14 protein-coding genes are annotated in these 14,036 nt (G+C 68.4%); 4 read left to right on the forward strand and 10 right to left on the reverse strand.

All coding sequences use genetic code 11. The annotated features are described in order from the left end of the window. The 3 genes from RIF93_RS12775 to RIF93_RS12785 form a co-directional block, all read left to right on the forward strand. Positions 1-308: ATP-binding protein (locus RIF93_RS12775; RefSeq protein WP_309091837.1), on the forward strand; the 308-nt coding region annotated here is incomplete at its 5' end. Positions 309-314: 6 nt separating this feature from the next. After that, positions 315-602, forward strand: coding sequence for a SemiSWEET transporter (locus tag RIF93_RS12780; RefSeq protein WP_309091838.1), 288 nt, complete (start codon positions 315-317; stop codon positions 600-602). Between the two features lie 66 nt (positions 603-668). Further along, positions 669-2,951: a tetratricopeptide repeat protein gene (locus RIF93_RS12785; RefSeq protein ID WP_309091839.1), complete on the forward strand. Its 2,283-nt coding sequence runs from the start codon at positions 669-671 to the stop codon at positions 2,949-2,951. Here RIF93_RS12785 and RIF93_RS12790 read toward each other — a convergent pair. The 7 genes from RIF93_RS12790 to RIF93_RS12820 form a co-directional block, all read right to left on the reverse strand. Further along, entirely contained in the window at positions 2,948-3,892 is a 945-nt protein-coding gene (locus tag RIF93_RS12790; RefSeq protein ID WP_309091840.1) for an NAD-dependent epimerase/dehydratase family protein, read from the reverse strand. The genes RIF93_RS12785 and RIF93_RS12790 overlap by 4 nt on opposite strands. After that, a complete protein-coding gene (locus tag RIF93_RS12795) occupies positions 3,889-4,416 on the reverse strand; it encodes a dTDP-4-dehydrorhamnose 3,5-epimerase family protein (RefSeq protein ID WP_309091841.1) in 528 nt (175 codons plus the stop codon). The genes RIF93_RS12790 and RIF93_RS12795 overlap by 4 nt, the downstream gene beginning before the upstream one ends. Further along, complete coding sequence (locus RIF93_RS12800) at positions 4,416-5,651, reverse strand: class I SAM-dependent methyltransferase (protein WP_309091842.1); 1,236 nt, start codon at positions 5,649-5,651, stop codon at positions 4,416-4,418. Before RIF93_RS12800 ends, RIF93_RS12795 begins: the two co-directional genes overlap by 1 nt. Then, a complete protein-coding gene (gene rfbG, locus RIF93_RS12805) occupies positions 5,648-6,700 on the reverse strand; it encodes a CDP-glucose 4,6-dehydratase (protein ID WP_309091843.1) in 1,053 nt (350 codons plus the stop codon). The genes RIF93_RS12800 and rfbG overlap by 4 nt, the downstream gene beginning before the upstream one ends. Beyond that, the gene (rfbF, locus tag RIF93_RS12810; RefSeq protein ID WP_309091844.1) at positions 6,697-7,464 is read right to left on the reverse strand and encodes a glucose-1-phosphate cytidylyltransferase; all 768 of its coding nucleotides are present in this window, start codon (positions 7,462-7,464) and stop codon (positions 6,697-6,699) included. The genes rfbG and rfbF overlap by 4 nt, the downstream gene beginning before the upstream one ends. A gap of 73 nt (positions 7,465-7,537) precedes the next feature. Next, complete coding sequence (locus tag RIF93_RS12815) at positions 7,538-8,548, reverse strand: hypothetical protein (RefSeq protein ID WP_309091845.1); 1,011 nt, start codon at positions 8,546-8,548, stop codon at positions 7,538-7,540. Continuing rightward, a complete protein-coding gene (locus RIF93_RS12820) occupies positions 8,538-9,173 on the reverse strand; it encodes a sulfotransferase family 2 domain-containing protein (RefSeq protein ID WP_309091846.1) in 636 nt (211 codons plus the stop codon). The genes RIF93_RS12815 and RIF93_RS12820 overlap by 11 nt, the downstream gene beginning before the upstream one ends. A 153-nt stretch (positions 9,174-9,326) precedes the next feature. Between RIF93_RS12820 and RIF93_RS12825 the strand changes: the two genes are divergently transcribed. Continuing rightward, complete coding sequence (locus RIF93_RS12825; RefSeq protein WP_309091847.1) at positions 9,327-10,316, forward strand: M23 family metallopeptidase; 990 nt, start codon at positions 9,327-9,329, stop codon at positions 10,314-10,316. Between the two features lie 20 nt (positions 10,317-10,336). Here RIF93_RS12825 and RIF93_RS12830 read toward each other — a convergent pair whose 3' ends face one another. From RIF93_RS12830 to RIF93_RS12840, 3 genes are all read right to left on the reverse strand, one after another. Then, the gene (locus RIF93_RS12830; RefSeq protein WP_309091848.1) at positions 10,337-10,936 is read right to left on the reverse strand and encodes a methyltransferase domain-containing protein; all 600 of its coding nucleotides are present in this window, start codon (positions 10,934-10,936) and stop codon (positions 10,337-10,339) included. A gap of 393 nt (positions 10,937-11,329) precedes the next feature. Further along, complete coding sequence (locus tag RIF93_RS12835; RefSeq protein ID WP_309091849.1) at positions 11,330-13,255, reverse strand: calcium-binding protein; 1,926 nt, start codon at positions 13,253-13,255, stop codon at positions 11,330-11,332. 210 nt (positions 13,256-13,465) lie between these two features. Continuing rightward, the coding region (locus RIF93_RS12840; protein WP_309091850.1) for an HlyD family efflux transporter periplasmic adaptor subunit at positions 13,466-14,036 on the reverse strand (571 nt) is incomplete at its 5' end.

Below are 14,036 nucleotides of genomic sequence, written 5' to 3' on the forward strand. Positions count from 1 at the left end.
CTATCCCCGCCCGCCATGCGCCGCCGCTGGCGCTCATCCTCAATGAGGCGTTGGGCAACGCCCTGGCGCATGCCTTTCCCGACGGGCGGCCGGGCCGCATCGACATAACCCTGACCCGGACGCCCGACGGCCTGCAGCTCAGCATCGCCGACGACGGCGTCGGCGCCGCCGGCGGCAGGTCCGACGGGTTCGGCCGCACCCTCCTGCAGCTGCTCGCCCAGCAGCTGCGCGCCAAGTTGGAGACCGCGGACGCGCAACCCGGCGTCCGCGTCGCCGTTTGGGTCCCCATGGATCAGGCGCAGCCTTGAGGGCGGATGGAAGCCTCGCAATTGGCCAATGTGGTGGGAACGGGCGCGGCGCTCTGCTCGATGACCAGTTTCGCGCCGCAGATTCTCAAGATCTGGCGGGAGCGCGACGCCTCCTCGGTGTCGCTGCGAATGTACGCCATCACCGTCACCGGGTTCGCGCTGTGGATCGCGTATGGGGTGCTGATCGGCAGCTGGCCGGTGACCGGCGCCAACACCGTCTGCCTGCTGATGTCCGCGACGATCCTGTTCTTGAAGTGGCGCTTCTCGCGCCGCGAGCCGGCGGGCCGGGTCTAGCCAGCCGCGCGCCCGCGCCGTAAGTCCCTGGCCTCGGGTCCGCGACGGACCGCGTAGGAATGACGGATGCATCAGCGGTTGGCGGCGGCCCAGGCGGCCCTTCAGGGAGGCCGGAAGGCGGAGGCGATCGAGCACCTCGCGGCCCTCCTCTCGGAAGCGCCGGACCAGCCCGCCGGCGTGTATCAGACCCTCGCCGTCCAGCTCTATCAGACCCGTCGTTACGCCGAGGCCGACACTTGGGCCAGCCAAGGGCTCCAGCGCTATCCCCGCAGTCTCGAGCTCTGGAACGTTCGCGGCGTGCTCCTGCGGCGGCTTGGGAGGCTCGACGAAGCGGTTGAGGCGCTGAGGGCGGCGCTGCGGCTGCAGCCCTCCAACATCTCCGCCCTCACGAACCTCGCGAACGTGCATCTCGACCGCGACGATCCGGCCGCGGCCGAGCAGGTGCTGACGCGTCTCGTCCGGATGGAGCCGAAGAACGCCGAGCACCAGCGGCTCCTGGCGCGGGCCTTGCGCCGTCAAGGTCGTCCTGACGCGGCGCTGGCGCGCTTCCGCCAGTCCATTCTGCTCGACCGCAACAACGTCAGCGCTTGGCTCGACCTGATCGGCCAGCTGAATGAGATGCGCCGCTACGAGGAAGCGGATGAGACCCTGGAGCGCGCCGCCGCGCAGATGCCGCAGGTGGAGAAGTTCCGGGAGGGCCGGGCGCTAGCGCTTAAGCGCCGAGAGGGGCTCGACGCGGCGGTCGCCTACCTAGAGGGTGTGCTTGCGGAGAGCGACGGCCAGGCCTGGGCCCACCGGCAGCTGGGTGTCATGCTGGCGGACGTGGACCGACCGCGCGCGAACGAGCACCTGCGTCGGGCCGTGGCCTTGGCGCCCGATGACACGGACACGCTCTTCGCCCTCGCCGAGAGCCTCCAGCGGTCGCGCTTTGGCGACGAGGCCGCGAACATCGAAGAGTCCTACCAGGTGCTGCGCGGCGTCACCGCCCTGCGGACGCTCACCACCCGCAACAAGAAGATCGCCAGCGAGATCTTCCTCCGGGTCGGCGACTATCAACGCTTCGACCAGCTCGGCTCCTTTTCGGATCTCTGCCGCGCGTTCGTCGGCGCAGGGATGCACGCGCCGCTCATGAGCCTGCTCGCCCGCGTGCGCAGTCCTGAGGATCGACGCGAATTGGTCGAGGCGCACCGCGCCTGGGGCCGGATCCAGGAGAGCTTTGCAGCCAACGCTACGATCCGGCGGCCGCCGGCCGTCACCGGCCGCGCCAAGCTCCGCATCGGCCTCATGTCGTCGGATCTGCGGGCGCATCCGGTGGGCTACTTCACCCTACCGCTCCTGCGGCACTACGACCGAGAGCGGTTTGAGCTCTATTGTTACTCGTACAAGGCCGGTGAGGAAGAGCCGGCTCAGCGGGCGATCGCCAAGATGGTCGACGCCTTCCGCTGGCGCCCCGACATCACCGACCACGACGCCGCCCAGATGATCGCCGATGATCAACTGGACATGTTGATCGAGCTGGGCGGCTCGACCCATATGAACAAGCTGGAGGTGATGGCCTACAAGCCCGCGCCGCTAGCAGCCAGCTGGCTGGGCTATGCGCATTCGGCCGGCCCCTCGACGATCGACTACCTGATCGTCGATCCGTTCATGACGCCGGCGGATCCGTCCCTGCTGATCGAGAAGCCGCTGATGCTGCCTCACTGCTGGTACAGCCTGGCGCCGGAAATCTACCGCGCCGAGCCTGCGGTCGAGCCTCAGGCGCCCGTCGAACGCAACGGCTACGTGACCTTCGGCACGGCGAACAATCCCTACAAGTACGGCCCCGAGCTGCTGCGCTCGTGGGCGCGGATCATGGCGCGGACGCCGGAATCGCGCTTCCTCTTCATCCGCCCCGAAGGCGGCGCTCCCAGCTTCCGCGCCAATATGCAGGCCGCCTTCGCGGCCGAAGGCGTCGCGCCCGAGCGCATCCTCTTCGAGCCCGTGCGCGGCAAGCACCTGCCCTTCTACAATCAGATCGACATGTCGCTGGACACCTTCCCCCAGACCGGCGGCACGACGACCTGCGAGAGCCTCTGGATGGGTGCCCCTGTGGTCACGCTGGTGGGCGAGGCCCTGTACGAACGCCTGAGCTATTCCGTGCTTTCGAACCTGGGCCTGGAGGACCTCTGCGGCCATACCGTGGTGGCGTACGAGGACATCGCCGTGGGCCTCGCCGCCGATCCGGCGCGCATCGGCGACCTGCGCCGCGGCCTGAGGGCCCGGATGCAGGCGAGCCCGCTGGGCCAGACGCGCCAGTGGGCCGAGGGCTTCTTCGACGCCGTGGCGGGCGCGATCGCCCAGAACCGCTAGGCCGCTGTCGCGTGCAGCAGCCCGCGCCCCCGCACATCCTCGTAGTAGTCGATGTAGATGTCCCAGAAGGCCTGGTGGTCGTCGTCGCCCAGGCAGGGCTCGCTGTTGGCCCGTCGCAGCGGCTCGGGGAAGGCCGATTGCGGGTGCTCGACGATCTCGCAGGCCATGTCGGTCTGCATCCGGACGTGGCGCGCGACGCGGCGGGCGAAATCGCCTATGCGTTCCACATAGCCTGACGGCCGGAACGCCCGCTCCGCACCCGGCTCCAGCATCCGGCCTGCGGCCTCCGCGTAGGCCCTGGCCAGGTACGGGACCGGCACGTGGTCGCGGACATAGTCCGGAGTGCGGATTTCGGCGGACCGCCCTTGAGTCCAGGCCTGGAAGAGCGACCAGACCAGCCGGCCCTCCTCCCACGGTCCGAACGGCGCGGGAATGACGAACTTGCCGAAGCCGAGGCCCGCCGCCTGCGCGAGCTCCCGCTGGGCGGCGTTGGTCAGCGCCTTGGAGAGGCCGTAGGGGCTCGCCGCCTCGTGGCCGCCCCCTTCGCCGCTCTCGAAATAGGTGCCCGTCGCCAGCACGGCCTGGCCGCCCGCCGCGGCGAAGGCGGCGATCGCTTCGGCCATGCCGGCCATGTTGCGCGCGACGCCGGCTTCGACGTCGTAGTCCGGGTCGCGGTAGCCCGGGATGTCGGCCGCATGGTGGGCGAGCAACGCTGGCCGCACCGAGCCGATCAGGTCTCGGAACGTCGGCGAGTCCACCGGCGCCTCGAACACCCGCTCCGCCGACAGCGTTAGGCGCTCGACCCGTTCGGCGCGCAGGCCCGTGTAGTCGCCCTTCGCCCGCCGCAGCGGCGCAACGACCCGCCAGCCCTCGTGCGCCAGCGCCTCGGCGAACCACAGGCCGGTGAACGAGCTGGCCCCAGTGAGCAGGACCGTCGTCATCGATAGTCCGGATAGGCGCGGTCGCGGTCCGACATCACCAGGGGCTCGGCCGGCCAGGCGATGCCGAACGCCGGGTCATCCCAGCGGACGCCAGCCTCCCGGCCGGGCGTGTACGCGGGCGCGATCTGGTAGAGCACGTCCGTGTCGGGCTCGAGCGTCAGGAAGCCGTGGGCGACGCCTTCGGGGATCAGGAGGGCGTCCATGGCCTCGGCCGAAAGCTCGGCCGCGACCCACTGCCGATGCGTCGGGCTGTCGGGCCGAAGGTCCACCGCCACGTCGAAGATGCGTCCGCGGACGACGCGAACCAGCTTGGTCTCCGCATAGGGCGCCGGCTGGAAATGCAGGCCGCGCAGGGTGCGCAGGTGCGGATTGCGCGACAGGCTGGTCTGGGCCGGCGTGAACGGATGGCCCGCGGCGGCGAACTCGTCGGGGCAATGCAGGCGCGCGAAGCTGCCCCGCTCGTCCGCGCGGGGCGCGGCCTCCACCCTCACCACGCCCGCAATGGCCGTGGGCGCGAAGCGCATCAGTCGAGGACCCGCGTCGCAGGCGAGGCCGTAACGAAACGGCCGCCCCATTCGCGCACATAGGCCAGCTGGCCCATGATCTCGTCCCTCAAGTTCCACGGCAGGATCAGCACATAGTCCGGCCGCACCTCCGCCACCTGATCGGGCGCAAGGATGGGGATGTGGCTCCCCGGCATATAGCGGCCCTGCTTGGCGGGATTGGCGTCGAAGGCGCAGACGATGTCGTCCGCCGTCGCGCCGCAGTAGTTCAGGAAGGTGTTGCCCTTCGCCGCGGCGCCATAGGCGGCGATCTCGCGGCCCTCGTCGCGCGCCTCGGCGAGGAAGGCGCGGAAGCTGTCGCGCACCGCCTCCACCTTCGGCGTGAAGTCGGCGTAGGTCTCCAGGCGGTCGAGACCCGCCGCCGCCTCGTCGGCCCGCAGCTGGCGCAGCGCGTCGCTCTCGGCGTGGCCGGACGACCTCAGGGCGCAATACACGCGCAGCGAGCCGCCATGCGTGGGCAGGCGCTCCACATCGAAGGCGCGCAGGTCGTGGGCGGCCAGCACCTGCTCCACCGCCAGCAGCGACAGGTAGCTGAAGTGCTCGTGATAGATCGTGTCGAACTGCACCTGCTCGATCAGGTTCAGGAGGTGCGGGAACTCGAACGTCAGCACGCCTTCCGGCTTCAGCACGTGCCGGAAGCCGGCCACGAAGCCGTTGATGTCGGGCACGTGGGCCAGGACATTGTTGGCCGCCATCAGGTCGGCGCGGTCGCCCCGCGCGGCCAGCTCGACCGCAGTCTGCTCGTTGAAGAACACCGTCTCGGTCCGTACGCCCCGGGCGCGGGCGGCCTCGGCGGTATTGGCCGTGGGTTCAACGCCCAGCACCGGCACGTCCATCGCCACGAAATGCTGCAAGAGATAGCCGTCGTTGCTGGCCACCTCGATGACCAGCGACTCCGGCCCGAGGCCGAAGCGTTCGGCCATGGCCTCCGCGTAGCGCCGGGCGTGCTCGACCCAGCCGGCGGAATACGAGGAAAAGTAGGCGTACTCCGCATCGAATATCGCCTCGGCCGGCACCACGTCATCGGCCTGGACGAGGAAGCACCGGCCGCACACGCGAGTGTGCAGCGGGTAGGCCCGCTCGATCCCCGCCTCGAGCTCTTCGCGAGTGAGGTAGCTGTTGGCCAGGGGCTGTTCGCCCAGATCCAGGAAGGTCTGCGTCAGGGGCGAGCGGCAGAAGCGGCAGGCGGGTATCATGGGCGGCCTTCGTAGGCCGCGATCTGGGCTTCGCACAAGCCGAGCGCCGCCTCGCCCTGCGCCTGCCGACGATACCAGTCCATGGTCAGGGCCACCGCCTCGGGCGCGTCCAGGCGGCTTTCGAACCCCAACGCCTGCTTCGCCAGGCTGGCGTCGATGGACAGGGCCTTCGCCTCGATCGAGTTCGTGTCAGGCTCGTGACGCCACGGGCGGCCCCCGAGCGCCTCCACGCCTAAGCTGGCGAGTTCGCCGACGCTGACCGCAGGTCCGCCCGGCCGCGGGCCGAAGTTCAACGCCCGCGGCGCCGCCGGGTCGGTGGCCAGCGCCTCCAGGTGTCGGAAATAGCCTGCCAGACAGTCCAGCACGTGCTGCCAAGGCCGGGTGGCTTCGGGGTGGCGCAGGACGACCGCCTCCCCCATACGGGCCGCCCGCACGATGTCGGCCACCAGCCGGTCGCGGGAGAAGTCGCCGCCGCCGATGACGTTGCCGCCGCGGGCCGTGCCCACCGCTACGCCATCGCCGTCGAAGTAGCTCTTGGCGAAGCTCTGGACGACGATTTCCGTCGCCGCCTTGGAGGCGGAATAGGGATCCTTGCCGCCCAGCGCATCGTCCTCACGGAAGGGCCTTCCGGTATCGGCGTTGAGGTAGACCTTGTCCGAGGTGACGACGAGGACGCCCTGCAGCGCGGGCTGAGCACGCAGCGCCTGCAGCAGATGGGCCGTGCCCATGACATTGGCCGCGAAGGTGCCCACCGGGTCCTCTACGGAGGTTCGCACGATCGCCTGCGCGGCCATGTGCAGCACCAGGTCGAACTGGCGGGCGGACAGCGCCGCCTCCACCGCCTCGGCGTTCCGCAAGTCTACGTAGTGGGTGTCCGCGAGCTCTGAGACGCCCGCCAGCTCGAACAGATTAGGGCGCTGCTCCGGCGGCAGCGCCAGGCCGGTCACCTTCGCGCCGAGCCGCGCCAGCCAGATCGCCGCCCAGGCGCCCTTGAAGCCGGTATGGCCGGTGAGCAGGACCCGCTTGCCGCCCCAGAACGCAGGGCTCACCGGCGCCACGGCGCCTCGCCCGAAGCCCAAAGCGCCTCGAGATGGTTCTTGTCGCGGAGGGTGTCCATGGCGGCCCAGAAGCCGTCGTGCCGGTAGGCCATGAGCTGGCCGTCGCGGGCGAGGCTTTCCAGGGGCTCGGACTCCCACGACATGGCGTCGCCGGCGATGCGGTCCACGACCTCGGGCTGGAGCACGAAGAAGCCGCCGTTGATCAGCGCGTTGTCGCCTGGAGGTTTCTCGGTGAAGCGTTCCACCCGGCCGGCGGCGATCTCAAGCGCCCCGTATCGTCCGGGCGGCGCAACGGCGGTGATGGTCGCGGCCTTGCCGTGGCCCCGGTGGAAGTCGGCCAGCGCGCGGAGGTCCACATCGGACAAGCCGTCGCCATAGGTGAAGAAGAAGGGTTCGCCCGGCTCCAGGTACCTCGCGACCCGCTTCAGCCGCCCGCCTGTCATGGTGTCCGCACCGGTTTCGACGAGGGTGACCCGCCAGGGCTCGTGGTTGGTGGCGTGGTACTCGATGGCCCCCTTGTCCAGGTCGACGGTCAGGTCGGCGTTGTGGAGCACGTAGTTGGCGAAGTACTCCTTGATCACATAGCCCTTGTAGCCGAGGCAGACGATGAAGTCGTTGAAGCCATGGTGCGAATACAGCTTCATGATGTGCCAAAGGATGGGCCGCCCGCCGACTTCGATCATCGGCTTGGGCTTTAAGTGGCTCTCTTCCGAAATCCGGGTGCCGAGACCGCCAGCCAGGATCACCGTCTTCATCGCACGCACTTCCCCCGCGCGGCGGCACGTCCCGGCGCGCTGATGACCTCTTAGCGGGCGTGCAGGCGGCCGGCTAGTAAGCCACCTTCCACTCGTCCATCCACGGAGCGTCCTTGGCTTCCTCGGCGAAGCGGTAGGCGAACCGGTGCTGGTTCTTGTCGAGGTAGGCGTAGTGCTCCTCGAACACCTTGGTGTTGATGTTCTCGGTGTCGCACTGGCAGGTCATCGCCGGACAGGGCCGCGGCCCGCTGAAGAAGGTGATCTCCGGCGACTTGGTGAGGTCGCCCAGCGGCTTGCCGTCCTGCGCCCCGCCGCAGGGATAGACGACGCCTTCGGGGTCCACGAACAGGTACTTGAAGCCGGCGTTGCACATGCCGGGCCGCTTCAGGTTCAGCAGGAATTCCCAGTCGTGGCGCGAGTAGATCACCTGCCGGATGATCGCCCGCTCCTCCTCGGTGTAGGCCTGCGGGTACATCTTGCCCTCGTACTCGCCGATGAACGGCTGCACGAAGTGGTCGACGCCCGCCGCCTCGAACTTCGCCTTCACCTCAGGCAGCTTCTGCAGCGACGGCGGGTAGGCCACGCTCATGGTGGTCAGGTCGTAATAGGTGCCGAGTTCCTGCGCCGCGGCGATCCAGGCGTCCTCGTTCTTGATCTCGGTGGGATGGTAGCTCGCCACCAGCGCCACCTTCTCCTTCGGGATGCCCGCCAGGATCCGCGCGTACTGCTTCGGATGGAAGGAGAGGTTGGTGATCAGGTTCAGGACGCGGACATTGTCGGATGCGCCCAGCCGGCGCGCGCCCTCGACCAGCACCTTCGAGATGAAGAACTCGCCGCCGACGCCGATCCGGATGTTGATCGGGAACGGCAGCTTGCAGAGGTTGTCGATGATCTGGAGGTAGCGCTCCTCGTTCCACGGACTGGGACCGCGGCCTTCGGGCGGCGCATGGCCGGCCACGCAATAGGGGCACTTGTAGTTGCAGACCGGATAATCCGTGAAGAAGCGCACATTGATCGTGCGCTGCTCGACGGTGGCTTGCGGCGCGGGCTTGGCCGCCTGTCGGCCGATGGGCTTAAAGAACATGCTGTGCTCCGGCCCAGGGGACATCGTAGCCGAAGAGCGCGATATCCTCGGCGAACAGCTGACGCACCATCTCGGTGGTCTGCGCGTCGTAGTAGTCTTCGACGCGCCCACGCGAGGACTTGTTGCGGGTCGGCAGCGTCTGCCGCGGCAGGCCCAGGTTCTCGCAGATCACGTCGAAGTCCCGCTGCAGCGTCTCGAAGCGCATGAGATAGTCGAAGTTGGCCAAGATACCAGACGCCGGTTGATCGGGCGTGGCTCGAAGATGGTGCGTCATCGGCGGGATCGTCGCCAGGAATTCCACGAACGCCTCGCGCGTGAAGGTCGTGACCTGGCGGTGCGGGGAGAAATAGTACGACACGGCTCGGTCCCACGGATTGCGGACGCAGGCGAACTTGTAGACGGCCTCATAGGTCTCTGCCGGCAGCTTCGCCCGGTACTCCGACAACGGGCTGTGCTTCGAGAAACCCCAGGTGGGATTGTTGAGTTCGAAGCGCTCCACCCCGTCCTGATGTGGCTCGCGACAGACGATCTCGTCCTCGGAATAGTCGCGCAGGATATTCTGCACCGAGTTGCCGCCCGTCTTCGGGATATGGATGAAGAGGAAGCGGCGGGCGAGCGCGAGCATCGGTAGGCGTGGGCTCCTGGGCGGTGCGATTCGCCGGCAGTCGGCGTTACGGTCCTCTTAGCACTATCGGCCGCGACGCGGGCGAGGCGGGACGTCACATTTTGGTCCGCCCCCGGGGGCAGCTTCATCGCCGGCCGAAACGAGGACCTCAGCATGTCGCGCAGAACTCTTGCCGGTCTCGCAGCCTTGGCCGCCACCCCGCTGGCCGGAGCCGCCCCGGCCGATGGCCCGGCGCTCTCCATCCCCATCGCCTGTGACGTGGGGCGGGTGTGTCAGATCCAGAGCTATGTCGACCGCGACCCCGGGCCGGGCGCGAAGGATTACCGCTGCGGCCTGCGGACCTATGACGGTCACAACGGCGTCGATTTCCGCGTGCCCGACATGGCGGCGCAGCGGCGCGGGGTGGACGTGCTCGCGGCCGCCGATGGCCGCGTGGCGCGGCTGCGCGACGGCGTGGCCGATGTCTCGATCCGCGCGGCGGGCGCGGCGCCTGTGGCGGGGCGGGAGTGCGGCAACGGCGTGGTGATCGACCACGGAGGCGGCTGGGAGACGCAGTACTGCCACCTTGCTCAGGGGAGCCTGCGTGTCGGCGTCGGCCAAGCCGTGCGCGCCGGCCAGCCCATCGGGCGCGTCGGCCTGTCGGGCCAGACCGAGTTCCCCCACGTCCACCTGCGCCTGAGCCGCCAGGGAGCCCCGGTAGACCCCTTCGGCAGCGGCGCCGGCTGCGGCGCCCAGGCGGGCCGCAGCTACTGGACGCCGGCCGCCGCCGCGAAGCTCGTCTATCGGAGCGGCATCGTTCTGAACACGGGATTCGCTGGCGCTCCCGTAGCCATGCCGGACATCGAGGCGGGCGGCATCCAGCGGCCTGATGAGCGGGCGGCAAACCTGGTCGCCTATGCCCGCGTGATCGGCCTGGAGAAGGGCGACCAGCTGGCGCTGGCGCTCACCGGGCCAGACGGCCAGGTGTTGGCCCAGAGCCGCACGCCGCCGATGGACCGCGACAAGGCCCAGTACATGGCCTACGTCGGCAAGCGTCGCACGACGGCCGCCTGGACGCCTGGCCCCTATCGCGCGAAGGTCCAGGTCCTTCGCGGCGGACGTGCGGTGGCCGAGCACCCGTTCTCGATGATCATCGGCCGCTGACGAGCGGCGACCTCGGAGCGCTACTTCGGGAGGTGCGCGGCCGCCAGGCCCAGGATCGCTTCAGGTGTGGTCCGCTGCTTCGTCGCAACGGCCCAGAGTTCTAGGTGACGTTCTCTACGGCGAACCAGCGTGGCGCCGAACCCCGCCTTGGCCATCTCACCGGCCAGCGAGTCGCGGGTAAAGCCCGTGCGGTGGGCCATGTAGAGGTTGCCGCGCTCCATCGCCACCCGATGGCCGTATAGGATGTCGATCGGCGAGATCGGCCCGGCGGCGGACTGGTAAGCCGGCTCCAGTAGCTTGTTGTCCGCCACCAGCGCGCAGACACTCTGCAGGTCTGGGCACGTCAACACCACGAACCCGTCGGGTCGCAACACCCGCCGGAACTCGGCGAGGGCGATCGGCACCTCGTGCGTATAAAGGTGCTCGATGTTGTGGCTCGAGAACACCGCATCCACGGACTCGTCGGGAACCGCGGACATGTCGGTCATGGTGCCCACCACGTCCGGTTGGACGGAGGAGTCGATGTCCAGCCGAATCTCGGTCCACTCCGGCGTGTCGAACGCCTGTGTCGTCCGGTCCTTGCGTTTGGGTCCACACCCCACGTGCAGCAAGGTTGGCATAACTGGATCACTCCTGGCGCGGCGGCTTTGCGGTTCGACGGGGGGTTAACGGCTTACGACGGCTCAGGCTAGGGGCTGTTCGCGCATGCGCGAGGGCGAACTGATCCGCATGGCGCTTTCGTTCAACTGGAGTTTCAGCTAAGCTTTGGGCGTCAGCCGAGCTCTCCAAGGCTGTGTCGCTTTATCGGGCGGTGGATCCTGCATCCGCCGCCCGGTTTTGTTTGAGCTTCACCACATCACACATGAGGGGCGCGGCCGGGAAATCGGTGCGGTGGAGGCTGGCTGCAGAAAGCCCGCCGCCGCGTGCGGCGCGATACCGCCGCAGCACGGCACCCAAAAGAAAAAGGGGCCGCCCGAAGGCGGCCCCCGAAAGGTCCGAAGCTTGCGCTTCGCTTAGGCGACGAAGTTCGTCGACGAGATGTCGGCGAGGGTCCGGCCGACCAGCACGATCGCGTCTTCCGCACCGGCGGCACCGCCGTTGGTGTCGAGGAAGACCACGACATCGCCGCCGATCTGAACCGCCACGATATCCTTGCCAGCCGCGATTTGCGTGTTGGCGTAGGTCAAAGCGGCCGCGTAATCGGTGGCCGTGTCTTCGTCATAGAGCGCCGGGGTGCCGGCCGTGCCGAAGTTGATCCGGTCGGTCGACTCCCAGTCACGGATCTGGTCGAGGGTCCCAGCAGTGACGCCGGAGTGCCCCGAGGCGAACACGAAGGTGTCCACGCCAGCGCCGCCGAACATGATGTCGGTGCCCGCGCCGCCGTTGATGAGGTCGTTGCCCCCGCCGGCGTTGATCGTGTCGTTGCCGGTGTCGCCCACGATCGTGTCGGCGCCCACACCCGTCAAAATCGAGTCGGCGTTTGCGCCGGCGTCGATCTGATTGGCGCCGTCGCCGGCATCGATGGTGTCGTTGCCAGCGCCCGAGTTGATGGTGTCGGCGCCGGAGCCCGCCACGATGTTGTCGCGGCCGCCCAGGGTGGTGATGCCATTGGCGCCAGCACCCGCGTTGATCACGTTGTTACCAGCGTCGGCGGCGATGGTGTCGCTGCCGCTGCCGGTCGTGATCGTGTCAGCGCCGTCACCGGTCGTCACGCTGTTGACGCCATCACCAACCGAGATGCTGTTGGCGCCAGCACCGGCGGCGACGGTGTCGTTGCCCGCGCCCGCCGTGATGGTGTCGTTGCCACCGGCGGTGGTGATGCTGTTGTGGCCTTCGCCCGCCGCCACGCTGTTGGCGCCAGCGCCGGCGTCGATCACGTCGCTGCCGTTACCACCGTCGATGACGTCGTCGCCGGCAAGACCAACGATCGAGTCATTGGCGTTGCCGCCGCTCAGCGTATTGTCGCCGGCGGCGCCCAGCAGGGTGTCGGCGCCGTCTTCACCGATCAGCCAATCGTCGTCGGCGCCGCCGGTGAGGGCGTCGTCGCCGGCGTTGCCGTTGATCACCTTGTCGCCGCCGCCGTTGGCGGTGATCACGTCGTTGCCTTGACCGCCGTACAGCGCGTCATTGCCCGTGCCGGAAGCCGTGATGGTGTCGTCACCCGCGTTGCCGTGGGCGAACTGGCCATCATCGTCGGTACCCGACAGCGAGATGGTGTCGTTGCCGTTGCCACCGGTCACGGAGTTGGCGCCTTCGCCGACCGTGATCGTGTCGTCGCCGTCTTCACCACGGACGTCGTCGTTGCCGTCGTTGCCCGTGATGGTGTCGTCGCCCAGGTTGCCGATCAGCAGGTCGTTGTTGGCCCCGCCAGAGATCACGTCGTTGCCTTGACCGCCGTACAGCCACTGGACGCCCAGGCCGGCCGAGCCGTCCAGGGTGTCGTTGCCGAGGTTGCCGTGGGCGAAGTTGAACGAGGCGTCGGTGCCGCCCGTCGTGGTGATCGAGTCGTTGCCTTGGCCGCCGTAGATCGAGTCGGCGCCGTTGCCGCCCACCAGGGTGTCTTCGCCCCGGTTGCCGTGCAGCAGGTCAGCGCCGCCGGCGCCGTCCAGGTTGTCGTCGCCGTTGCCGCCGTACAGGCCGTCCTGCGAGGTGGTCGACGTGAGCGCGAGCGTCTGGGTGCCCTCACCGCCGACGTACAGCACGCCGCTGTCGGTGAAGACCGCCAGGTTGGCGCGGTTCTCGACCGAAGCCAGCGGGAAGGTCAGCGACTTGCCTTGGATCGTGATCGTCACGGTCGCGGCTTGCGTCGCGGTGGCGGCATTGTAGGTCACCACGGCCTGATTGGCGCGAGTGGCGGCGTTCGTGAACACGATCACGTCCGCGGTCGTAAAGGCGGAAGCCTGCTCCTGCGTCAGGTTTTCCCAAGTATAGCTAGCCATTAGTCTCTCCAGTCTGTGTCACACGGACCCCCGGAACGCCTGACCCCCATCCCCGATGGAGCAATCCCGGCGGTCCATCACCCAAGCGCCATAGCACGGCTGCGGCGTAGGTTAGACGAGCCCAAGCCGAGACGTATCGGAACCCTGCCAATTGCGCAACACCAAAAAGGGTCGGCTGGCGGAGGCTCGGCCGGTGTTGCAGCGGCGCCTCTACTCCTCGCGGAAGGCGTCGTGCAGCGTGTCCGTAATGGGCGAAATCAGGTAGCCCATCACGGTGCGCTGGCCCGTGACGATCATCGCGCTGGCGGGCATGCCAGGCGTCAGCTCCATGCCGCGCTTCAGCTTCTTGAGCTCGGTGGGCTCGATACGTAGATCGACGCGGTAGAATGCCACACCGGTCTGCTCGTTCGTGATCCGGTCGGCCGAGACCACCGACACCGTCGCCTTGAGATCGTCGCTGAAGCGTTGATTCAGGCCCGTCAGCCGCACGCGGGCCGGCATGCCCTGCCGGACCTGGTCCACATCCTCTGGCTTGACCATGGCGGTGACCGTCAGGGGCGTGCCCGACGGCACGATGTCCATCAGCGTCTCGCCAGAACCCACAACCCCGCCGACGGTGAACTGCGTCAGGTTGAAGACATAGCCGTCAACCGGAGAGCGGATGACCGTCTGTTGCAGACTCTGCCGCGCCGTGGTGAGGCGCGGCACGACGTCGGCGATCTTCGACTGGCTGTCGCGCAGGCCCTCGGCGGCCTGGCTCTGCCGCTCGTCGCGGAGCTGC

The organism is Phenylobacterium sp. (assembly GCF_031181185.1).
Taxonomy (GTDB): Bacteria; Pseudomonadota; Alphaproteobacteria; order Caulobacterales; family Caulobacteraceae; genus Phenylobacterium.